Below are 22,882 nucleotides of genomic sequence, written 5' to 3' on the forward strand. Positions count from 1 at the left end.
ACCGGAGCAACCGGAGCAACCGGACCTCAAGGGGATACTGGACCAACTGGTGCTCAAGGAATACAAGGTGAAACTGGACCTACCGGACCTCAAGGAATACAAGGAGAAACTGGAGCAACCGGACCTCAAGGGGATACTGGAGCAACTGGAGCAACCGGAGCAACCGGAGCAACCGGAGCGCAAGGTGAAACTGGACCTACCGGAGCGCAAGGTGCTAGCGGACCACAGGGACCGCAAGGACCTGCTGGAGCCGATGGTGTAGATGGAGTAGATGGAGTAGACGGTGATTCGGCTTATGAAGTAGCTGTTGCCAACGGATTTTTAGGTACCGAAGCTGAATGGCTGGCCTCTCTAGAAGGACCTCAGGGTGACCCAGGTGAGTACGTAATTTTCAATCCTACTGATCCAAACTCTGTCAGTTCCTCAGGTGGCGTAGGAATGTTTGTAGATTTTTCTGATCAATCTGGAAATGTCGGGGTCGGTTCAGTTTTGTTTGTAAATAATAGTACTGCAACATTATCGGGATATGTTCGAGTGATTGGTATAATCCCTGGTCCACCAGATGTGTTAGGAGTGGAATGGATAGAGAGTAATGCAAATGCAACGGTAGCATGGACGACGACTACGGATATAATCCTAGCCGGACCTGCCGGAGCAGACGGAGCTGATGGTGCAGTTGGACCCCAGGGACCTGCTGGACCACAAGGGCCGCAAGGTGATCCAGCAACTGACGACCAGGACGCCACCGAAGTAGATCTAAGCCCAGCAGTAGATGTAGACGGTGATGGCACCAATGAAACTACTGTGCAAGAAGCAATAGAAGCTATCCCCGTCAGTCCTATTAAGGCTTTCGGTAAAGTAGCAGCCAATGGAACCGCAGCTAAAATATTTAGAGCCAGGGTGTCTAGAACTGGTGCAGGAACATATGAAGTGCTGTTTGAAGATGCTGACGGAAACTTATCTCCGAGAGGAGACGCCAATTACATCATCCAGCTTACGATCACTGGTCTTAATGGAGCCGGAAATGATGACCCGGATATCAACTATATTAATCAAACTGCCGCTGGCTTTACTGTAGAAACAGGGGATAATGATAACGGCGGTACCGACAGATTCCTGAGAGATATAGAATTTATGTTCACCGTAATCGATCTTTAATATGAAAAAGCTCATCTATTTAATTCTGTTTTTTCCGTTTGGCCTTTTCGCCCAAGGCTCGGAACCTGATCCAGAAGCAGGTGAGCTTTTTCAATTGCGAATGCTAACCAATGATCAAATTGAGGCATTGAAGAGTAATAATGATTTGGCTGAAGGGACCATGGTCTATAATATAGACCAAAAGGCTCTATTTGTTTTCAATGGAGAGGACTGGTTTGCTGCTCAGTCCCCTTCATTTTCTGGTTCCGTGGTCTTATCCGGCTCCGGAAATGAAACTATTGAAAACCTTCCCTTCAAACCAAGCAGGGTGGAGTTCACTGCGTATGCAAATGTGGATCAATTTGGTTTGAATGAGGTGGATGAACTCGATGATACGAATGGCCCACTAGCATTTGCTGCAATGAATGGCTTTGCCCAGGCAGATGGCAACAATGTCAATCAGGGAGTGATTTCCTCCGGAAAGAGTACACCTTCCGAGAGTGTGACCATATCGGTCAACACAATTGGTTTTACTGGTTTTGGCCAAGCTCCTTCACCAGTCAATTTAATTTCAAGATATTCTAGTGACAGCCAGTGTATTGGAATTCAGTTTATCGAAGATGATGGAACTGCTACCATTACCAGTGCTTCTCTGACAAGCTTTACATCTGATGGTTTTGTTCTGGATGTAACTGCACCGAATGATCTTTTGGTATTCTTTACTGCATATCAGTAAGAAAAAATGAGAAAGCTCTTATTCCTTCTTCTTTTCGTACCTTTAGCGGTTAAGGCCCAAACACCTGAGGCAGGCGAGCTTTTCCAAATTCGTTCGGTAACCACCAGTGAGATGAACAATATAGATTCTCCTGTGGAAGGTACGTTTATCTACAATTCTGACGAAAAGGTCATCTTTTTTTTTGATGGCAATTCCTGGAAACCCAACAGAGTTTCATCGACCATTATTCTCAATAGAGAAGGTGGAAATAACATTCTCCCAACAGCCACCAATACGTATTTCGATTTCCCTATCAATTCTTCACATGTTCAGGTAAATCAAGGAAGTACCTATTCTGTTACTGGAAATGGAGAGATCCGGATCAATGAAGATGGGATATACCAGCTATCGGCTAGCTTATCAACAAGTAACTTGCCGGCTGGAAATACGAAGTTTATTCTGGGTGTTTTTCTAAATGGCACACTCATTGGCTATCTTTCAAGAGGATTTGTAACATTGCCTGGTCGGGACTTCTGGGGTGCCTCCGGAACCTTATCATATGTTTTATCTGCTGAGGACAGAGTGAGGTTCAGATATGTCTTAAATGCAGGTGGCGCCACCTTAAATGCAGTATTTGTTAATGCTTCGATAACCAAATTATAGCAAGGGAAATGAAAAAACTACTATTGATTTTATTACTTGCTCCCCTGGGCCTTTGGGCTCAAACTCCTGAAGCCGGTGAGCTATTCACGTTAAGAACCCTGACAACCAATGAAATGAATGGAGTCCAGAATCCGATAGAAGGAACGCTAATCTACAATTCTACGGAGGATGCACTTTTCTATTTCGATGGTACCAATTGGGTAAATACGGAGCAAGAGATCAGCGTAAGTGGAACCTTCATTATTCCAGAAGGCGGATCTGCTCAACAAATTACGGTGGACAACCTACCTTTTAAACCTAGCCGGGTGGAATTTAGCGCTGCAAACAACGTGGATGCCGTTAGACTAAACGATAATAGTTCAGGAGGCCGAAACAATAATACAAAAGAAAATAGCTTTGGCTTTATGTTTGGCTTTGCTCAAATAGAACCAGATGGAACCACTATTTCTCAGCAAGTGATTTCTGGTGGTGGTAATGGGAACTCCATAAACAACATCTCGAGATATGCCTCGGATTCCCAATGCATTGGTATCAGGTATGCGAACCAAAATGGAGATAATTTAGGGCTAACCACGGCGACTCTCACTTCTTTTGAGGATGATGGATTTATCCTGAATGCTACGGCCAGAACTGATGCGGTAATCATCATTTACACGGCATATCAATAAACCTGAAATAGCTAATCAATTTATCATGAAGGCTTGGACAGTTATTAGAATCTTATTTCTACTTCCGATTTGGCTCCTAGGACCCAAGTTTCTCGCAGCCCAGACTCCTGAGGCCAATGAATTATTTCAACTCCGAGCGCTTTCTATTTCAGATCTCAATTCACTTAACACAGCCATAGAAGGAACGCTGGTTTATAACCCGGAGCGCAAGGCGGTATTCCTTCGTGATGGCAGTCAATGGGTGAATACAAAACAAAAAACTTATAGTGGAGTAATAACGATTGAAAATACCGGATTTATATCTGTTACAAATGTGCCTTTTTCACCCAGCAGAGTTGAATTCAAAGCGGTTTCAAATGTCGATGCAGTAAATTTAAACTCCGACAATGGAACTAGTGACAATGATAATAGTATCCAAAGTACCTTTGGCTGGATGACAGGTTTCGCTCAAAGAACCGGGGTGGTATCCTTTGACCAACAAGTGGTTTTTGTGGGAGGCAGCGGTAGCTCCATCGATGAAATATCACGCTTTTCGGAAAATCGAAGATGTATAGCCATAAGATATGCCGATCAGCCTGGAAATTTATTAGGTACAACCGAGGCCAGATTTTTTCGATTTCTCGATAATGGTTTTCAAATTTTTGTAACCGATGCTGATGACGATCTACTCGTAATTTACACGGCTTACCAGTAAAATAATTTAGTACCCATACTTCTCCCCCCAGTTTCTTTTTAGGTTTTTTCGAAGCTCGTTTTCACGAGCGTTTTCTCCTGGATCGTAAAGTTTAGTCCCCGAAATTTCATCCGGCAGAAATTCCTGTTCCACAAAATTTCCGGGAAAATCATGAGAGTATTTATAGGCCTTTCCATAATTCAAGTCTTTCATCAACTTGGTGGGAGCATTTCTTAGATGGAGGGGAACGGATAAGTCTCCCGTTTCCTTCACTAAAGACTGGGCTTTGGATATAGCCATGTAAGCCGCGTTGCTTTTGGCCGAAGAGGCCAAATAAGTCACACATTGAGAAAGGATAATGCGCGCTTCTGGGTAACCAATAATCTTCACAGCTTCAAAGCAATTCGTTGCCAGCAGCAGGGCATTGGGGTTTGCATTGCCTATATCCTCAGAGGCAAGGATAACCAAACGTCTGGCAATGAATTTTACATCCTCCCCTCCTTCTATCATTCGGGCAAGCCAGTAGACGGCTGCATTCGGATCAGATCCCCGAATGGACTTGATAAATGCCGATATAATATCATAATGCTGCTCACCGGACTTATCATAGAGTGCCACTTTCTGCTGAGCAATCTTCATCACTTTTTCATCTGTGATTACCTTTGGCTCCTCTTCTAATCCATCCAGTACAATTTCCAGCAAATTCAATAGCTTCCTTCCATCTCCTCCTGAAATCCTTAGCAAAGCATCACTCTCTTTAACTTCAACTGAGAGCTTTTTCAATTCGGAATCCTGTGTAAGTGCCTGATTTATCATTTCGAGCAATTCTTCCTTACCCAGAGAATTCAGAGTAAAAACCTGACATCTGGACAACAGAGCAGCATTTACTTCAAACGATGGATTTTCGGTGGTGGCACCTATCAGCCGGATAATTCCTTTTTCTACGGCTCCAAGCAAGGCATCCTGCTGGGATTTATTAAAGCGATGAATCTCATCGATAAAGAGAACGACGCCCGTCTGAAACTTAGCTTTTTGAATTACCTCACGAATATCCTTAACCCCGGAGCTGATTGCCGAGAGGGTATAAAAAGGAACCTTGATCTCATTGGCGATGATATTTGCAATCGTAGTCTTCCCAACACCCGGAGGTCCCCAAAGAATCATGGAAGGGACATTTCCTGATTTGACGGCCTTATACAAAAAAGAACTTGGAGCGGATAAATGACTCTGTCCAATCAGGTCTTCCAATCGGGTGGGGCGCATTCGCTCGGCTAAGGGAGTAGGGTTCATTCGGATTATGGTTTGACACAAATTTAGACAAAAAGAAAAAGGCCATTTTTGACCTTTAAGTTTTTGACAAAAGACGGTAAGATTCTAGAAAGCAGCCATGACTTTCTCGAACTCGTTGAGATGATCATCTCCAAAGTCATAATGCGTCACAAATCGAACTAAGTCAGGTCCAAACTTGACTCCTCTCACCCCTTTAGCTTCCAGATTACTTAGAAATTCTGCTGGCGAAACTCCATCAAGTCTCGCAATGACAATATTCGTTGCAACAGGAAATACCTCAGAAACTACGCTTAGCTTTTCCAGAATTTTACCAAGTGCTCTCGCTCTCAAATGATCCTCTTTTAACCTTTCCACCTGATGGTCCAAGGCATAGATCCCAGCTGCCGAAAGGAATCCGGCCTGCCTCATTCCGCCTCCAAAGACCTTTCGAACCTTCCTGGCTCGTTTGATATCAGCTTTGCTTCCCAGCAAAACCGACCCAACAGGACAGCCCAGTCCTTTACTTAGACAAATTGAAATAGTATCAAATTGTGCACCCCAATCTTTAGAGCTTTCTTCGGTTTCTACCAGCGCATTAAAAAATCTTGCACCATCCAGATGTAACTTTAATCCATATTCATTACAGACCTTTCTAATGGGCCGGACTTCATCCAGCCTATAAATACTTCCTCCACCTTTATTCATGGTATTTTCCAGAGAAACCAAAGTTGTTTCAGGTGCATGCACATCATCCGGATTGATCGAAGACTGAACTTGTTCTGCCGAAATCTTACCTAGGTCTCCATCCAGAAGCTTCACAGAAGCCAAGGAATTTGCCATTATCCCTCCGCCTTCATAGAGATAGATATGCGAATTTTTGTGACAGATCACCTCGGTTTGAATCCGGGTATGAAGCCTAATGGCGATTTGATTAGTCATGGTCCCAGAGGGACAAAAGATAGCCGCCTCCATTCCAAACATTCCCGCGATTTTTTCTTCTAGGGCATTTACGGTTGGGTCTTCCCCAAACACATCATCCCCAATAGATGCAGAAAACATCGCTTCTTTCATGCCGGGTGTGGGCCGGGTCACGGTATCGCTTCTAAGATCAATTATCATGAATAAAGAATTTGGCTTTAGAACTATTTCCAGGAACCAAACCTGAAATGGCTTGGGCTGCTTCTATGGGACGGTCAGTAGCTAATATGTCCGCCCCTCTCTGTACAAAACCAGCATAAATTTCATCCCCTCTGGCTATAGCTTGTCGATCCAAATTGCCCAAAACTCCCAAAATTGTAAATGCTCCCTTCTCATGAATCGCCTGATTAAATTCCAATGGCCTTTCAGCCAAGCCGGTGAATGCAATCACCCGAGTCCAAGGAATCCCAGTTTCTTCGAATCTTTTGATTTCTTCCTGATTTCTAATCGTCACTGAAAGCATCAGCTCTGGGGCCAGATTATGTAATTTTTTAGCAGCTGGGAAAGTATAAGAAATCAAGGCTGCAAAAGGCTCCGCTTCGGCATTTTTCACCTCTTCGGCCACTTTCTCAAAAGGCACAGTCCTTTTGATATCTACTGTCAACAAGGCTTTCCCCTCTGCCCAGTCAAGTGCTTCTGCCAAAGTGGGAACCTTAAAATTAGTCAGCTTCCCATCATTATCTTCCAGTTGCAAAGTTTGGATATAGGCGAAGTCAACTTCATCAACCTTCCCCTGTCCATTCGTGGTTCGCTCCAGATCATCATCGTGCATGAGTATGAGCACAGAATCTTTGGTCATAGCCACATCCAGCTCGATAATCGCAGGAGTATATTTCAACACATGTTCGAAAGTCTCAATTGCATTCTCTGGAAATCCTGGATAAGCACCACCTCGATGAGCCGAAACCAAAGGGATGCGATCGGCGGACCAGCTGTAAAATTCTCTTGCACCTTGAGTACTTTCCACATCAATTCGATGAAGCCCTGAGCCATTTATTTGAGTTTCCTTTACTTTTTGTCCGCAAGACAAAGCAAAGAACAGCCCAATACCCACTACTACTATTCGGGTGCTATTCATTTTTTTTGGAATCTTTTTTAAATATAAAATCCAGACTGGATCGCTTGTCAAAAACTTCCTCCATATCCTTCAGCTCCAGATTTAAAGCCTTCGTGGATATCTGGATTTCTATCAGGCTTAGTGCCAAAGCCACCAGAAGAGCTCCCATACTCCCAACAAAAACCCAATTGGCAGCCTCGGTAAACCCACGAAACAAAAGGTACATGCAGACCACACAAAGCAGAAAGCTGATGATCCCGAAGAGCTGCATGTTTTTAATCAGAGAAAGTCTTTTCCTCAGATTGGCGATCTGCTCTACCAGAATTTCCTGTTCCATGGAATCCATATAGGTTTTATGGAGGCTGCGAATCAAATTGGCTATGGCCAGAAAGCGATTCGTGAATGCCAGCATCAAAAGTGTTATAGCCGAAAAAAGTAATGCCGGCGTGGAGAGTTCGAGTTCCATGCTCAAATATAAAAGGAAATAGCTTTAAGACAGAAACAAAAAAGCCCACTCTCAAAGGAGTGGGCTTTTCATCGATACTTTAATTCTTACAGGTGGATCACTTCGTCGTAAGCCGCTGCAGCTGCTTCCATTACTGCCTCCGACATCGTTGGGTGAGGATGAACCGTCTTAATCAATTCATGTCCCGTAGTCTCCAGCTTTCTAATCGCAACGATCTCCGCGATCATCTCGGTTACATTAGCCCCGATCATGTGTGCACCTAACAGCTCACCATATTTTTTATCAAAGACTAATTTCACGAAACCATCCTTCGCTCCTGCTGCTGAAGCTTTGCCTGAGGCAGAGAAAGGAAACTTCCCTACTCGTAACTCATAACCAGCCTCCTTAGCCTTGGCTTCTGTCATTCCCACAGATGCGATCTCTGGTGAGCAGTACGTACAACCTGGGATGTTCCCATAATCCAAAGGCTCGGGATTATGTCCAGCTATTTTCTCCACACAAATAATTCCTTCTGCAGAAGCTACGTGCGCCAAAGCTGGTCCTGAAACCACATCCCCAATCGCATAATAACCTGGCATATTGGTCTTGTAGAATTCATCAACCTTGATCTTTCCATTCTCCACCATGACTCCCACATCCTCAAGGCCACAGTCTTCAAGATTTGAAACTACACCCGCTGCGGAAAGTACCACATCACAGTTTAATACTTCTTCTCCTTTTTTGGTCTTCACCGTGACTTTGCATCCTCTACCCTTAGTGTCTACAGAAGTAACCTCAGCCGATGTCATGATAGTCATTCCGGCTTTTTTATAGGTTCTTTCTAATGCTTTAGAAACTTCAGCATCCTCCACTGGAACGATTCTGTCCATGTATTCTACAATGGTCACCTCTGTACCAATAGAGTGATAGAAATAAGCAAATTCAACACCTATCGCACCAGAACCCACAACCACCATTTTCTTAGGCTGCTTCTCAAGAGTCATGGCTTTTCTGTAGCCAATGATCTTTTTATCATCCTGTGGCATGGAAGGCAGATTTCTTGATCTTGCTCCAGTAGCTATGATAATATTATCAGCAGAATAAACAGTCTTCTTACCGTCCTTATCCGCTACTTCAATTTTCTTTCCCGGCTGGACCTTTCCCCAACCGGCGAGAATATCTATTTTATTCTTTTTCATCAGAAAGGTGACGCCTTTACTCATTCCATCGGCCACTCCCCTACTTCTTTTGATCATTCCATCAAAATCAGCATCGGCCTCTTTCACCTTAATTCCATAGTCTTCAGCGTGATTGATGTATTCAAAAACCTGAGCGCTTTTCAGCAAAGCTTTGGTTGGAATACAGCCCCAATTCAAGCAAATTCCACCCAATTCTTCAGCTTCCACAATTGCGGTTTTTAAGCCTAATTGGGATGCACGAATGGCAGCCACATATCCTCCCGGACCACTTCCTAATACTATCAGATCATATTTGGTTGAAGACATAGTTTTGTTGTTTAATTTTCCTTTGAAACTATGCAAAAATAGGCCTTTTGGATTCAGAAAAAAATTTCAATGAAAAGCCAAAATCCGAGTAATAATCAGTCTCGAAGTGCTTTTTAATTGTATCACCAAAAGGAACTTTGGTCAAAAGTAATTTAAGAATTAGATAATTTCGAGTTACTAAAAATCATGACTTAAATTCCATTTTTGATAATTGATCACCGCTCTCTCCATAATCTGGGATAAACTCTTAGCTTTTTTTCTAATTTTGAGTAAACAAAAAAGAAATTCCATGGGATTACTATCCGGTAAAACTGCCCTGATTACGGGCGCATCTAAAGGCATTGGACGAGCCATCGCCATCAAATATGCACAGGAAGGCGCAAACGTGGCCTTTACATTTTTATCATCTGTAGAAAAGGGACAGGCTCTGGAGGCGGAATTGGCTGAATTTGGAGTGAAAGCCAAAGGATATAGATCAGATGCCTCTGATTTCAAGGCTGCCGAGGAACTGGTCAATAATGTGGTAGCAGATTTCGGCGCATTGGATATCTTGATTAATAATGCTGGAATCACGCGAGACAATCTATTGATGAGGATGACTGAGGAATCTTGGGACGAAATCATGAATGTAAACCTAAAATCCTGTTTTAATACTGTCAAAGCAGCCACTCGAACTATGATGAAAGCCAAATCCGGCTCTATCATCAATATGACTTCTGTGGTAGGAGCTAAAGGAAACGCAGGTCAGGCCAACTATGCAGCCTCCAAGGCGGGAATCATCGGCTTCACCAAATCGGTAGCTTTGGAGCTAGGTTCCAGAAACATCCGTTGTAATGCGATTGCTCCTGGGTTCATCGAAACAGAGATGACTGAAGTTCTTGACGAGAAAACGGTTCAGGGCTGGAGAGATGGTATTCCTATGAAAAGGGGAGGAAAACCTGAGGAGGTAGCCGATCTCTGTGTATTCCTTGGTTCGGATATGAGCACTTACATCTCAGGCCAAACTCTTCACATTAATGGTGCGATGTATACTTAACCTTTGAGGTCTTCCAGACCTCGAAGGTTTATTTTTTTCTAAAAGCCCTTTTGAAAATACTCAGAAGGGCTTTTTCATTCCAATGAAAATTCCTCTGGCAAATTGATGTCCTGTTTCAATTGATGTGATTTCTGGAACCCTTCAATTCCTCCATACCAATCTAAAACAAGTTCCCTCTTGAGATTGGTTGGCTTTTGAGACAACAGGGAGGGATAAGATGAAAACTTCCAGCTTCTGAAATCATTTGTTAATCCATGTTTTTGAGGGTTTTGATGGATATAGATAATCACTTGAGAAAAGTAAGAGTCTTGATCTATTTTCTTTCTTTTAAACTTTCTCTGAAACAATGCTCCGTGACGATTAAACAACTTATTGTAAGCTTTCGAATACCCATTTAAGAAATTAGAGAAAGCTTGAAGTGCAGCTTGGCTTTCAGAATCTTGCCTTACTTCAAGTAAGAAATGAAAATGGTTCGGTAAAAGACAATAAGCCAAAGTGGAAAAATGAAGAGAGCAAACCGATTGAAACTTTTGAAGAAAATACTTGTAATTTTCTTCGCTTCGAAAAAGCAACTCCCTACCTACAGTTCTAGAGAAAACATGGTAAAAATGGCCAGGTAAAAAGTCATTCATCTTGAAAAACCAATTGCTTTAATTTAGGTATTTTTTTAGTCAAAAAAGGATAAAGAACCTTTGAGGTCTTCCAGACCTCGAAGGTTTGAAACAGTTGAAAAGACCTTCGAGGTTCTTTTAAACCTCAAAGGTCATGCAAACGGCTGGGGCGACTTAGCCTTTTTTATTCTTCAAAGACTAAAATGAAAATCTGCCATATCTAGGCCTCTTTATGTGAAAATCTGTGGAAATAAAAAAAGCCCCGGAAAATCCGAGGCTTCTAAAACAACCTTAAAGGTCAATAAGATTAATCTTCACCCAAAAAAGGATATCTGTAATCCTTTGGTGAATCAAAGGTTTCCTTTATGGTTCGTGGAGAAACCCATCGCAGAAGATTAATCATGGAACCGGCCTTATCATTAGTACCCGAAGCTCTAGCTCCACCAAATGGCTGCTGACCAACGACCGCTCCAGTTGGTTTGTCGTTGATATAGAAGTTACCCGCAGCATTTTTCAACTTTTGCGTAGCCAGTTCGATGGCATATCTGTCTTTGGAGAAAACAGCACCAGTCAAGGCATAAGGAGAAGTCTGGTCGACTAGCTCCAGAGCCTCTTCGAAGTGTTCTGAATTATAAACATAAACCGTCAAGACTGGACCAAAAATCTCCTCACACATGGTGGTATACATTGGATCCTTAGTCAGAATTACTGTTGGCTCGATGAAGTAGCCTTTTGATTTATCGAAGTTACCCCCGGCAATAATCTCCGTGATTGGATTGGTAGTCGCGGAAGTGATGTAGCTCGTGATTTTATCAAATGCTTTTTCATCAATAACCGCATTCACGAAATTGCTGAAGAATTCCGTACCTCCCACTTTGATGGTAGCAAGATCTTCAAGCATATATTTCTTCACGTCCTCCCAAAGATTGGATGGAATATAAGCTCTAGAAGCTGCAGAGCATTTCTGCCCCTGGTATTCAAATGCACCACGGACCAAACCAACTGCGACAGCTTTTGGATCTGCAGATTTGTGAGCGATCACAAAGTCCTTCCCTCCGGTCTCTCCTACGATTCTTGGGTAAGATTTGTATTTATTAATATTAGAACCGATAGTTTTCCAAATGGTCTGGAAAACTCCAGTGGAACCCGTAAAGTGAATTCCTCCAAAATCCGCATGGTTAAAGATCACATCTCCGGCCGTTGGTCCATCTACGAAGATAAGATTGATCACACCGTCAGGAACACCCGCTTCCTTGAATACTTCCATAAGGACATTAGCAGAATAAATCTGAGTGTATGCTGGTTTCCAAACAACGGTATTACCCATCATTGCGGCGGACGAAGGAAGGTTTCCTGCGATTGCAGTGAAGTTAAAAGGAGTCAAAGCAAAGACAAATCCTTCAAGAGGTCTTTGTTCCACTCGATTCCAAACTCCATTTCCTGAAACAGGAGGCTGCTGAGAATAAATCTCAGTCATGTACTTCACATTAAATCTTAGGAAGTCTATAAATTCACAAGCTGCATCAATCTCAGCCTGCATGGCATTCTTGGACTGACCTAGCATAGTGGCTGCATTGATTTTGGCGCGATAAGGACCAGCGATTAGGTCAGCAGCTTTTAAGAAAATAGCAGCTCTTTGTTCCCAAGCCATATTTTCCCATGCAGGTTTCGCCCCCATGGCAGCGTTAATGGCCTGCTCTACATGAGAGGCATCTCCTTCATGGAAATGACCCAAAACATGCTTATGGTCATGAGGTGGAGACATCACTCTAGTCTTGCCAGTCCTTACTTCCTCAGAACCTATGTACATGGGAACATCGATTTGCTTGGATCTTGCTTCAGCAATGGCCGCTTTAAGTTCCTTTCTTTCTGCGCTTCCAGGCGCATATGCTTTCACCGGCTCATTCACAGGTTCTGGCACGTTGAAAAATCCTTTTAACATGATATTTGGTGTTTATTTGAATTCTGCTTCGCAAAGATAATCAAACAGTCCATTGAGGAGACAAAAATGACCAGTTGTCTACAGAAGCTTTTCCAACTCCTGCAAATGTCCAATAGTATAAGTGGGTTTCAAGTCGATTTTCTCTGATTTTGGATTAAAAAAGACCTGATCAATCCCAGCATTTATTGCTCCCAATATATCCGATTTGGGATTATCCCCAATCATCAAGCAAAGGTCGTGACTTGTACCCAAGCGTTCTACGGTGTGATGGAAAATCCTGGCATCAGGTTTTTTATGACCAGTAGTTTCAGAAGTCACTATTAAATCAAAATATGGTTCCAGTTTAGCTGACCTGATTTTCTTTGCCTGCGATTCATCAAAGCCGTTTGTAATTATATGAAGCTCGTACCTTTCTTTTAGGTAATTAAGAATTTCAAAAGTGTAAGGAAACACATGCGGTTTTGAAGAAGTCCTATGCATAAAGTCAGCCTCAAAGGGAACAGGGATATTATTTTTTGAGGCTCCTGCATGCTCGAAAATCATCTCAAATCGCTTTTTACGAAGATTTTCTTTGTCAATTTTACCGACGTTATACCAGTCCCAAAGCTGAAAATTGATATGATGAAATGAATCGAAGAAGATTTGAAAGGAAGAAATACCCCTACCTTTTAGATCGTAATGATCATAAAGCTCATTCAGGGATTCGGTTACATTTCGATCATAATCCCAAAGCGTATGGTCAAGATCGAAGAAGAGATGTTGGTAGCGTTTCAATTTTAGCGTCTGTACTGATTGTTCTGAATTTTATTAATGGCCAACTCACGATTAGACTTAAGAATCTCAAAGGTCTCCTGATCTTTGATCAGGCTCGCATCTTTTTGGATAAACTTGAAAATCTGCTGGAGAATTTCCAGGTATTCTTCAAGGATGTAATAGAAAACCCATTGATCTACCCTTCTGCTTCCCAATAAACCGGCATTCTTTAAACCAATAAGATGGCGACTGGTTTTGGTTTGTGTGTAATCCAGAATCAATTCAAAATCCGAAATAGACAATTCCTTGTTAGAAAGAAGCAAGTGAAGCATTCGTATTCTTGATTCATCAGAGAGGGCTTTGAAAATCCTCTGCCCATAATTCAAACTTATGTTTTTAAGACGCATTTGTAAGATTTAACTCAAAACGTAGAAACAAATCGGGAAAATCCTCCCAAATTATATAATATTGTTAGAGAATTTGAAACCAAGGCCTTGCACCTAAGTTATATTAATTGTGCAGCAACTCTATTCCTTTAAAAATTTAGCCCTTTTCTTTTTGGGTTTTCTTTTCATTTCTTTTTCCGCTACGGCACAGGATCAAGGAGAAAAAAAAGTAATCCAGCTTTCAGGTATTATCCTCAATGCAGATAGTACCGATGCGGTCGCAGGAGTAAATATTTATGTTCCAAAAAAAGGCCGAGGTACAAGTTCTGGCCGCTTTGGTTACTTTTCTATGCCAGTTTTAGAAGGGGATAGTGTAGTATTTTCTTTTATCGGATTGAAGCGACAAACTTTCAAAGTCCCAGAAAATGTAGAAGAAGATCGGGTAAGCTTGATCCTAACCATGGAGGTGGATGAAATAGCTTTGGCAGAAATAGAAGTAATGCCTTATCCTACAGAAGAAGAGTTTAAGCAGGCTGTCATAGCAATGAATGTGGTGGATCCTATGTCCATCAGCCGGGCAAACATGAGCCCTGAAATGCTTTTACGATGGGCCGAATCGATGCCTGCCTCTGGAAATGAAAATTTCCGTTATTTCCAGCAAGGGCAAATGCTTCAAAATCAAGATTTATACGGACCTAGACCCTTAAGGATTCTCGACCCATTTGCCTGGTCGCAATTCATACGGTCCATCAAACGAGGAGATTTAAAAAGGAGAGACTAACGAGAATTAGTCTCTCCTTTTTTTAATTGATTTCTGGAAGAGTCCAGTTATCCAATACACTAGGCTGTTTCATCAATTCTTCAATTGCCTCGGTAGTCCTGGGTGCATCGGCAGAAAGATTCACCGGCTCGCTATCAGTGACAAGTATGTCATCTTCTATTCGAACAGCTATATTCCACCATTTGGGATCACAGTCACTGCCTTCAGGAATATAGATTCCAGGCTCTACCGTTAAAACTACTCCAGGTTTTAAGGCCCCATATCCTCCCCGATCATGAACATCCAAACCGAGGTGGTGACTGGTTCCATGAGGGAAATAATTATGGCGTTCTCCAGGCTTAATAATACCTAATTCGACAAGTCCTTCATTTATAATCTGTCTGGTGACTCTTCCTATTTCACCAAATTCAACACCAGCTTTGCAAAGCGCAATACCAGCTTCTTGAGATTTAAATACCAAATCATAGATAGCTTTTTCTTCTTCATTAAACTTACCCGATATAGGTATGGTCCTGGTCACATCAGCTGTGTATCCTCTCCACTCTGCTCCTAAATCCATTAGGACAAGACGATTATCTATACTTGGCATATCATTCTCCACATAATGAAGTATACAACCATTATGACCTGCACCTACGATGGATGGGTATCCTATTTCCTCTGATCCATATCGTTTCCAGATGAATTCATGGATGCCTTGGATCTCACGTTCGGACATTCCCTCTTTCGCTGCTTTCATTACTTCTATCTGGCCAATAGCCGAAATTTTTACGGCTTTAGCCAAAAGCTCAATTTCCTCCTCAGTTTTTACTTCTCTGAGCACATCCATTACTTGTGATAAAGTCTGTACATCTGCCTTGGTTTCAGGAATAGACTCCTTGACCTTTATTCTTTCTTCAGGAGTTGTGGCACTTAAGTAATCGTTGATCAGCTCATCTTCTTCAATATCTGGGAAGCGCTGCTTCATCCTGCCAAGAATTTGGGCCACATTCGCAGAATTTTCTATGTCGGTAGACCGGATCAATTCATAAGCTTGGAGACTTGCCGGGCTAATTTCTTCAGGATAACCTGATAAGTCTTTGTACTGGGAAAGCATTCTTCGCAAAGCAAGATTTGACCGGCTTCCTGCTACTCCATTGCTAAGATCCATGCTAAAAAACTTATCAAAATCTTCAGTTTTCAATTCAGGAGTTTTTCCAAACTCATCATTTATGAAAACATGCTCAAACCCAAGAATTTCTTTCACACCTTCGACCCCGAGCCTCTTTCCATTCCACATTTCAGCCCTGGGATCCCGGTTTTGAACATAAATAATTTCATCGGCCTTAAAATCTCCAAAATCTCTTTCTTCACTGAAGATGATCAAAACTGAATTCGGTTCACGAAACCCAGTCATATAAAAGAAATCTGTATCCGGATGGTAGACATAGTCCACATCATTCGTTCGATTTTTCACCGAATTATTGAAAAATATGGCCATGGTATTAGGCGCCATACGCTCTCTAAGCGCCTGCCTTCTAGCTTCATGCCACTCTGGGGATAGCCCATCTTCAAAGTAAGATTGGGCAAAGCCAAAAGATGAAATCAGAAGTAAACTTAGGGCAATTATAAATTTTTTCATTTTTGATATTATAAAACTTGAAATTCAGGACTTTTGAGCATTTAACAAAGTCTTAACCGTTCAAAACTAGGATATACTTATCTTTAAAAACAAAAATTAACCTGAATGAAAAAAATTTTGATGTTGGCAGGGTTTGTCTTTACCACATGTACGATAGCATTATGCCAAAATACTAAACCAAAACTCATTGTAGGAATTGTCGTGGATCAAATGCGGCAGGAATATCTGTATAGGTTTCAGGACAGATTTAGTGAAGGAGGATTCAAACGATTAATGAATGAGGGCTTCATGATGAAGAATGCCCATTACAATTATATCCCAACCTATACCGGCCCTGGACATGCATCGGTTTACTCCGGAACAACACCTTCCACACATGGGGTGATTGCAAACAATTGGTACTCCAGAAAACTTAATCGCTCCATTTACTGCGCGGAGGATACCACCGTGATCGCAGTAGGAGGCAGTTCAAGCAGTGGAAAAATTTCTCCCAGAAACCTACTCACAACTACCATAACTGATGAGCTGCGATTGTCAAACAACAAGAAATCAAAAGTGGTGGGAATTGCCATAAAAGATCGTGGGGCAAGTTTACCTGCGGGTCACCTTGGAGATGCATACTGGTATGACAGTGGTACGGGAAATTTTATGACCTCTAGTTATTATTATGATGAGCTTCCATCTTGGGTTCAGGAATTTAATTCAAAGGAGCTTCCCGCGAAGTACCTTGAGCAAACTTGGAATACTTTATACCCCCTCGAAACGTATGTAAATAGCATAGATGACAACAATGAATTCGAAGCAGCATTTGCCGGAAAAGAATCCCCAACCTTCCCATATATTTTGCCTGAACTTAAGGAGATGAATGGGGAGTTAGGCTTAATTTCTACCACTCCTTTTGGTAATTCTTTGACCCTTGATTTTGCCTATGCGGCTATTGAGGGGGAAAACCTGGGCATGGGCGAAGCAACAGATTTCTTGGCGGTAAGTTTCTCTTCACCAGATTATATCGGCCATAGATTTGGACCTACCTCCATAGAATTAGAGGATAATTATCTTAGGCTTGATCAGGAGATGGAGAAATTCCTGAATCATCTTGATGGCAAGTTTGGAAAGGGGAACTATCTGATATTTCTCACAGCAGATCATGGTGTTGCGGAAATAGCTACCTACATGATGAGTGAAAATATTCCTGCCGGTAATTTGCGGCTAGCTTATGCAAGCGGTGCAGCAAAAACCTACCTAAATCAAAATTACGGAGAAGATGATTGGATCATCAATGTATCCAATGAACAAATATTTCTGAATCGGGAATTAGCCAAGGAAATGGATGTGGACTTAGATGACCTAGAGGAGGATTTAGCTCAATTCTTAATAAAATTACCAGGTATAAAGGAGGTTTACACCAGTACTGCCATGAGAAACACAGAGTTCACAAAAGGCAGAGCAAGTCTCCTCCAAAATGGATATAATCAAAAGGCATCTGGAGAATTGTTGTTAATCCTTGAACCCGGATGGCTCACTGGTGGTGCAAAGGGCACCTCCCATGGAACCGGGTACACTTATGATACCCATGTTCCTATTTTATTCTATGGCTGGAATGTCAAAGCAGGTGAAAGCAGTAAAAAAGTTTCCATTACCGACATTGCTCCAACTTTATCCATGATGCTTGACATCCGTCTTCCCAACGGGTCCACTGGAAACCCAATTTTGGAGATACTTCAGTAAGATGAAAAAATGAGTCAATAATGGGTAAAAACCAGCTGAATTTGGGCATTTTTTGATGAACTTGTAGGAAAGATCATAAAAACATGTACGTTGTGTATTAAGATTTATAATTATTAAGCCATGCGAGACCAACACTCAGATATTTGGACACACTTGGTCATAAGTACCAAAATGCATGAACCTGTGTTCACCCTAAAAATGATTCCTGAGATTGAGCAGGCCATTGAAGACTATATTTCCCAGATCCCGAATCATCAGGGAACCTATTGCGTTTTGCCCGAACATATTCACTTTTTAGTAAAGCTTCCTCCGGATTTATCTATTAATGCCCTGGCCAAGCAAGTGCAGGACTTGATTTCTGGCAGACTTAGACAGCAAGGGCATCTTACCAATATAAATTGGGAGACAAATTACCATGCTCATTCAGTAAGTTTGAACAGGCTTGAAATTGAAAAAAGCCTGATCAGTCGACAAGACATCAAGCATAAAGAAATGAGTCTGAAAGAGGAGTTAAAATTCCTTGGAATGTAAAAAAGGCCCAGTGGGCCTTTTTTTTAATCTGTCCAACTCATTGGATAATTTTCATCCACAAAGTCAAGTGCGTCAGTAGTAATGTAAAGTGATTTAAAGGTATCAAGCATTACCGCGTATTCTTCAGTGGACTTGGCACCAATTGATTTTTCTACTGTACCTGGATGTGGTCCATGAGGCAAACCTCCCATATGAATCGTAAATGAGCCCCGGTCTATTCCTCGACGACTCATAAACTCCCCTTCAGCATAGTAAAGCACCTCATCAGAATCAATATTTGAATGGTTATAGGGTGCAGGTATAGCAAGCGGGTGATAATCAAATAAGCGTGGAACAAAAGAGCATATCACGAATCCCCAAGCTTGGAAAGTTTGGTGAACAGGGGGTGGCTGATGGATTCTCCCAGTAATAGGCTCAAAATCATAAATTGACAAAGCATATGGGTACAAATATCCATCCCATCCCACTATATCCATTGGACTGTGTCCATAATGATATTGGTGAAGCATATCCTGTTTTTTGATTTGAACGAGATATTCACCCTTCTCCTCCTCCACTTTCAATTCATGAGGGGGCCTTATGTCCCTTTCACAATATGGAGAATGCTCCAACAGCTGACCAATTTCATTTCGGTACCTTTTCACCGTTTCGATCGGACCCTTAGCCTCAATCACCAATAAACGAAGTGGGCCTTCCTCATCAAATTCAAATCTGTAAATGGTAGTTCTCGGAATTACAATGTAATCTCCCTTTTTCACCTCCAGAACACCAAACTGACTATACATCAAACCATTTCCGTCATGGATATAAATTAATTCGTCACCATCTGCATTTTTGAAGAAATAGTCCATTTTCCTTTGCTTTGGAGAACAAATCCCCATCATCACATCGCTATTCATCATAAGAATCCTCCTTGCTGATAAATAATCCTCCCCTGTGGTTTGCACTCCAGTTGTTTTGAGGTGCGTTTGCTTTAAACCATGATCCTTTGCAGGCTCCCATTTAAATGGTTTGGGTTCGCCTATGGAGGTTACCTCATTTGGATTATGAATATGATAGAGGTTTGAATAAATGCCTGAAAACCCCTTCGAGCTTACCAGTTCCTCTTTATAGAGCGAACCATCAGGCTGTCGGAATTGAGTATGTCTTTTTGGAGGGATTTTACCCATCCGGTGATAATAAGCCATATTTATTGTTTGGGTTTATACTCGCGCAAATTACAAAAATTCAATTTGCACCAGTTTTTATAAGACTAAATTCTATGCAATTAACAGGGGCTAATTGGAGAAAGTTTTCTCAGGTGCTGACTCTCACGGAGATTTATCTTTATCAAGGTTTGGCAAATTGTCTTTTTGCCCATTAATTGTAGTAAATCTCCAGTTAGTAATACATACCTCATGAGCGATCCCAGTGTACAACGAAAGAAAATCAAAGCTTTAGTCGTCATAGCCATCTTGCTTGGCTTGATCTATGCTAAAAACCATATCGAACGCCAGAACTTTAAAGAAATGGGGCGAGCTTTCAATGAGGTTTATGAAGATCGACTTGTGGTAAATGGATATATTTTTACTATTTCTGAAGGGTTATTTAAAATTCAGGAGTTGGTAGATCATTGCGACATCGATAACGATTACTCCGAGGCCATTCAGGAGATTAATTCTGAAGAGGAGAAAATTTTAGCGATCATAGCAGATTTTGAACAGACAAAATTGACTCCAGAAGAAAGTGTACTTTTGGCAGATTTCAAGTCGATCATAGAAAATGATTTACGAATAGAAAACTATGAATTATTATTCTCAGATTCTGCAGGCGTAAATGTTGATCAGGTCAAACTCTATGATTCGAGGATTTCCAGGGCGCATGACGATCTGGATAAACTGTCAAAAATTCAGGTTTCAGAAGGTGAAATAGTTACTCGCCGGTCTAAAAAATTATTGAATCGATCTCAGATTTGGGCTCAATTTGAAGTTGCCCTACTCCTTGTCCTGATGGTAGTTATGTACCTACTGGTTTTTAGAGACTCGAAAAGAAATAAAGGGGTAATCTCCTAAAATTAAAAAGGCTGAATCAATTCTGATCCAGCCTTTTACCTTATTTAATCTTCTGCTATATCGCGTATGCCTTATCCCCTTCATTATATGGGATACAGCCATCGTACCGACCCGGAACTTCCACATAATTCAAAGCCTGGGTAGCTCCTATTTCAGAAGTAAAGTAACCAAGTACAGTCAAATCTTTTAGCATGTAAATCACTTTTGCATCCTCTACACCTGAGTCTGCATCTGATTTCAGTTTATTTAAAAATGCTAAGCGATCTTCGGCAGATGCTTCAGTGAAATCTGATCCATTTTCAGACTTAAAGTTCGATCTCAGTGCATTCAAACCGCTAACAAATGCATTTTGATTTTGTGCATCGTAGGTATCCTTCACCATCATTACTATGAAAGCTCCGATACCGGTTGCTTTAGCTCCTGGAGTATCGGTCTCTGGAATAATAGTATCGCCTATCTCATCTAGTAATGCGATATCTTCTGGACCGAAATTTAATCCTTCAATCTGATTTTCAGGTGCACATCCCGTGAGGATGGCTGTAGATCCGACCATGGTTCCACCCATCATCAAAACCATACTCTTCAGTGCGTCTCTTCTATTAATACTCATGGTAATTCTATTTATGGGTTAGAGATTTCTTTTCTTTAATTCACTCACCGCAAAATCAGCAGCTCTTGCTGTCAGCGCCATATAGGTGAGCGAAGGGTTTTGTGCAGCAGCAGAAGTCATACATGCCCCATCTGTTACAAACACATTCTTCGCATCCCAAACCTGATTATTTCCATTCAGGACAGAAGTCTTTGGGTCCCTACCCATTCTGGCAGTACCCATTTCATGGATACCCTGACCAAATGTATATCCTGCATCATAGGTCTGAATATTTTTCGCGCCAGCTACCTCAAGCATCTCTGCTGCATCACTCATCATGTCCACACGCATCTTCTTTTCATTATCCTTGATCTCAGCGTTCATCACTAAGGCTTCCATACCCCATGAGTCTTTGACATCCTTACTGAGCTTTACTGTATTATCATGATATGGAAGAATCTCACCAAAAGCAGTGAATCCTATACTCCAAGGTCCTGGTTTGGTAAGGGCATCTTTCAGTGGAGCCCCAAAGTTTATTTCTGCAACATCACGGCTCCAACCACTTCGACTTGCTCCTCCCTGATAACCAAAGCCTCGGATATAGTCTCGTTTTTCGTCACCTAAATTCCTAAATCTTGGAATGTAAAGTCCCGTTGGCCTTCGGCCAAAATAATATTTGTCATCATATCCTTCGACTTCTCCGCGAGCTCCTAGTCGGAAGTGATGATCCATCACGTTATGACCAAGTTCGCCTGAGCTACTACCAAGACCTTCAGGCCAAATATCTGTAGCAGATCTCATCAGAATGGCACTGGAGTTCAAAGCTGATGCGCATAAGAAAATGATCTTTGCATCAAATACCACTGTTTCCCTAGTCTCAGCATCAAGGATCTCTACACCTGTTGCCTTCTGGGTATCCTTATCGTAAATAAGTCTACGGACAATCGCCATCGGTCGAAGGGTAAGGTTTCCGGTAGCAACTGCTGCAGGCAAGGTAGAAGCCTGAGTACTGAAATAGCCGCCAAATGGACAACCTAGGGAGCACTTATTTCTATACTGGCAGCCTGCTCTTCCTGGAAGAGGCTCAGTAATATTGGCTGGTCTTCCCATGATCCAGTGCCTTGCTCCTTTGTAATGCTCTTTGATTCGCTTTGCAAAGTCCTCTTCTACGCAGTTCATCGGCATAGGCGGAAGAAAATCTCCATCAGGTAAAATATCCAATCCATCCTTATTCCCAGAAATTCCGGCAAACTTCTCAACGTAGCTGTACCACGGAGCTAAATCTTTATATCGAATAGGCCAATCTACCGCAATTCCTTCCTTAGCGTTAGCTTCAAAATCCACATCCGCCCAGCGATAGGACTGCCTACCCCAAAGTAGAGAACGTCCACCTACCTGGTACCCTCTGAACCAGGTGAAAGGTTTTTCCTCCACATATGGATCGGTATCTTCATGCGCCCACCAATCAAGGTTTAATTCATTTAATACATAATCTCTTCTGAGATTAGGGTGATTTTCCAGCATCTCCTGAGTCCTTCGACCCCGGTGCGGCACCTTCCAGGGCGGAAGGGTAGCTGTGTCGTAATCTTCGACATGTTTCACATTAGGTCCCCGCTCAAGCATGAGAACCTTAAGCCCTTTTTCTGTCAGCTCTTTTGCAGCCCATCCTCCACTTATTCCTGACCCTACTACGATTGCGTCAAACTGTTGATTCGCCATATTAACTATATTATTACTTATTGA

General features: G+C 42.0%; 23 protein-coding genes. 10 read left to right on the forward strand and 13 right to left on the reverse strand.

The features are described 5' to 3' along the window. From QVH07_RS16830 to QVH07_RS16850, 5 genes are all read left to right on the forward strand, one after another. The coding region (locus QVH07_RS16830) for a collagen-like domain-containing protein (RefSeq protein WP_493340830.1) at positions 1-1,158 on the forward strand (1,158 nt) is incomplete at its 5' end. Position 1,159: 1 nt separating this feature from the next. Further along, positions 1,160-1,873, forward strand: coding sequence for a hypothetical protein (locus tag QVH07_RS16835; protein ID WP_290002770.1), 714 nt, complete (start codon positions 1,160-1,162; stop codon positions 1,871-1,873). Between the two features lie 6 nt (positions 1,874-1,879). After that, the gene (locus QVH07_RS16840) at positions 1,880-2,515 is read left to right on the forward strand and encodes a phage tail-like protein (RefSeq protein WP_290002772.1); all 636 of its coding nucleotides are present in this window, start codon (positions 1,880-1,882) and stop codon (positions 2,513-2,515) included. 8 nt (positions 2,516-2,523) lie between these two features. Further along, complete coding sequence (locus tag QVH07_RS16845) at positions 2,524-3,183, forward strand: phage tail-like protein (protein WP_290002774.1); 660 nt, start codon at positions 2,524-2,526, stop codon at positions 3,181-3,183. Positions 3,184-3,208: 25 nt separating this feature from the next. Further along, positions 3,209-3,877, forward strand: a complete 669-nt coding sequence (locus tag QVH07_RS16850) for a hypothetical protein (protein WP_290002776.1) — start codon at positions 3,209-3,211, stop codon at positions 3,875-3,877. Positions 3,878-3,883: 6 nt separating this feature from the next. On the opposite strand, the gene QVH07_RS16855 is transcribed toward QVH07_RS16850, so the two are convergent. The 5 genes from QVH07_RS16855 to lpdA all read right to left on the reverse strand — a co-directional run bounded on the left by QVH07_RS16855 (position 3,884) and on the right by lpdA (position 9,110). Further along, positions 3,884-5,146 (reverse strand): replication-associated recombination protein A, encoded by a 1,263-nt coding sequence (locus QVH07_RS16855; RefSeq protein WP_290002777.1) that lies wholly within the window; start codon positions 5,144-5,146, stop codon positions 3,884-3,886. Positions 5,147-5,230: 84 nt separating this feature from the next. After that, on the reverse strand, positions 5,231-6,244 hold the full coding sequence (locus QVH07_RS16860) for a threonine aldolase family protein (protein WP_290002778.1): 1,014 nt from the start codon (positions 6,242-6,244) through the stop codon (positions 5,231-5,233). Further along, the gene (locus QVH07_RS16865; RefSeq protein ID WP_290002780.1) at positions 6,234-7,181 is read right to left on the reverse strand and encodes a glycerophosphodiester phosphodiesterase family protein; all 948 of its coding nucleotides are present in this window, start codon (positions 7,179-7,181) and stop codon (positions 6,234-6,236) included. The genes QVH07_RS16860 and QVH07_RS16865 overlap by 11 nt, the downstream gene beginning before the upstream one ends. Further along, entirely contained in the window at positions 7,174-7,626 is a 453-nt protein-coding gene (locus tag QVH07_RS16870) for a DUF2721 domain-containing protein (protein WP_290002782.1), read from the reverse strand. The genes QVH07_RS16865 and QVH07_RS16870 overlap by 8 nt, the downstream gene beginning before the upstream one ends. An 86-nt stretch (positions 7,627-7,712) precedes the next feature. Then, positions 7,713-9,110 carry a dihydrolipoyl dehydrogenase gene (gene lpdA, locus QVH07_RS16875; protein ID WP_290002783.1) on the reverse strand — a complete coding sequence of 466 codons (1,398 nt, stop codon included), beginning with the start codon at positions 9,108-9,110 and terminating at the stop codon, positions 7,713-7,715. Positions 9,111-9,399: 289 nt separating this feature from the next. Here lpdA and fabG point away from each other — a divergent pair, with 289 nt between their 5' ends. Continuing rightward, positions 9,400-10,146: a 3-oxoacyl-[acyl-carrier-protein] reductase gene (fabG, locus tag QVH07_RS16880; protein WP_290002784.1), complete on the forward strand. Its 747-nt coding sequence runs from the start codon at positions 9,400-9,402 to the stop codon at positions 10,144-10,146. A gap of 74 nt (positions 10,147-10,220) precedes the next feature. Here fabG and QVH07_RS16885 read toward each other — a convergent pair whose 3' ends face one another. From QVH07_RS16885 to QVH07_RS16900, 4 genes are all read right to left on the reverse strand, one after another. Continuing rightward, positions 10,221-10,778 (reverse strand): transposase, encoded by a 558-nt coding sequence (locus QVH07_RS16885; RefSeq protein WP_290002785.1) that lies wholly within the window; start codon positions 10,776-10,778, stop codon positions 10,221-10,223. A gap of 286 nt (positions 10,779-11,064) precedes the next feature. Beyond that, entirely contained in the window at positions 11,065-12,699 is a 1,635-nt protein-coding gene (gene pruA / locus QVH07_RS16890) for an L-glutamate gamma-semialdehyde dehydrogenase (RefSeq protein WP_290002787.1), read from the reverse strand. A gap of 78 nt (positions 12,700-12,777) precedes the next feature. Continuing rightward, the gene (locus QVH07_RS16895) at positions 12,778-13,473 is read right to left on the reverse strand and encodes a YjjG family noncanonical pyrimidine nucleotidase (protein WP_290002788.1); all 696 of its coding nucleotides are present in this window, start codon (positions 13,471-13,473) and stop codon (positions 12,778-12,780) included. Between the two features lie 2 nt (positions 13,474-13,475). Next, on the reverse strand, positions 13,476-13,859 hold the full coding sequence (locus tag QVH07_RS16900; RefSeq protein WP_290002789.1) for an ArsR/SmtB family transcription factor: 384 nt from the start codon (positions 13,857-13,859) through the stop codon (positions 13,476-13,478). 109 nt (positions 13,860-13,968) lie between these two features. Between QVH07_RS16900 and QVH07_RS16905 the strand changes: the two genes are divergently transcribed. Then, on the forward strand, positions 13,969-14,619 hold the full coding sequence (locus QVH07_RS16905) for a carboxypeptidase-like regulatory domain-containing protein (protein ID WP_435367069.1): 651 nt from the start codon (positions 13,969-13,971) through the stop codon (positions 14,617-14,619). A gap of 22 nt (positions 14,620-14,641) precedes the next feature. On the opposite strand, the gene QVH07_RS16910 is transcribed toward QVH07_RS16905, so the two are convergent. After that, positions 14,642-16,240: an aminopeptidase P family protein gene (locus tag QVH07_RS16910; RefSeq protein ID WP_290002791.1), complete on the reverse strand. Its 1,599-nt coding sequence runs from the start codon at positions 16,238-16,240 to the stop codon at positions 14,642-14,644. Between the two features lie 105 nt (positions 16,241-16,345). Here QVH07_RS16910 and pafA point away from each other — a divergent pair, with 105 nt between their 5' ends. Beyond that, on the forward strand, positions 16,346-17,968 hold the full coding sequence (gene pafA, locus QVH07_RS16915; RefSeq protein ID WP_290002793.1) for an alkaline phosphatase PafA: 1,623 nt from the start codon (positions 16,346-16,348) through the stop codon (positions 17,966-17,968). A 120-nt stretch (positions 17,969-18,088) separates the two neighbouring features. After that, positions 18,089-18,499: a transposase gene (locus QVH07_RS16920; RefSeq protein WP_290002796.1), complete on the forward strand. Its 411-nt coding sequence runs from the start codon at positions 18,089-18,091 to the stop codon at positions 18,497-18,499. A 23-nt stretch (positions 18,500-18,522) separates the two neighbouring features. On the opposite strand, the gene QVH07_RS16925 is transcribed toward QVH07_RS16920, so the two are convergent. Continuing rightward, complete coding sequence (locus QVH07_RS16925) at positions 18,523-19,686, reverse strand: homogentisate 1,2-dioxygenase (protein WP_290002798.1); 1,164 nt, start codon at positions 19,684-19,686, stop codon at positions 18,523-18,525. Positions 19,687-19,896: 210 nt separating this feature from the next. On the opposite strand from QVH07_RS16925, the gene QVH07_RS16930 reads away from it, so the two are divergent. Beyond that, on the forward strand, positions 19,897-20,550 hold the full coding sequence (locus QVH07_RS16930) for an MCP four helix bundle domain-containing protein (protein WP_290002800.1): 654 nt from the start codon (positions 19,897-19,899) through the stop codon (positions 20,548-20,550). 55 nt (positions 20,551-20,605) lie between these two features. Here QVH07_RS16930 and QVH07_RS16935 read toward each other — a convergent pair whose 3' ends face one another. Both QVH07_RS16935 and QVH07_RS16940 read right to left on the reverse strand, forming a co-directional pair. After that, complete coding sequence (locus tag QVH07_RS16935; protein WP_290002801.1) at positions 20,606-21,160, reverse strand: gluconate 2-dehydrogenase subunit 3 family protein; 555 nt, start codon at positions 21,158-21,160, stop codon at positions 20,606-20,608. 18 nt (positions 21,161-21,178) lie between these two features. After that, the gene (locus QVH07_RS16940; RefSeq protein WP_290002802.1) at positions 21,179-22,858 is read right to left on the reverse strand and encodes a GMC oxidoreductase; all 1,680 of its coding nucleotides are present in this window, start codon (positions 22,856-22,858) and stop codon (positions 21,179-21,181) included. Positions 22,859-22,882 lie beyond the last annotated feature (24 nt).

Source organism: Algoriphagus sediminis (genome assembly GCF_030403435.1).
Taxonomy (GTDB): domain Bacteria; phylum Bacteroidota; class Bacteroidia; order Cytophagales; family Cyclobacteriaceae; genus Algoriphagus; species Algoriphagus sediminis.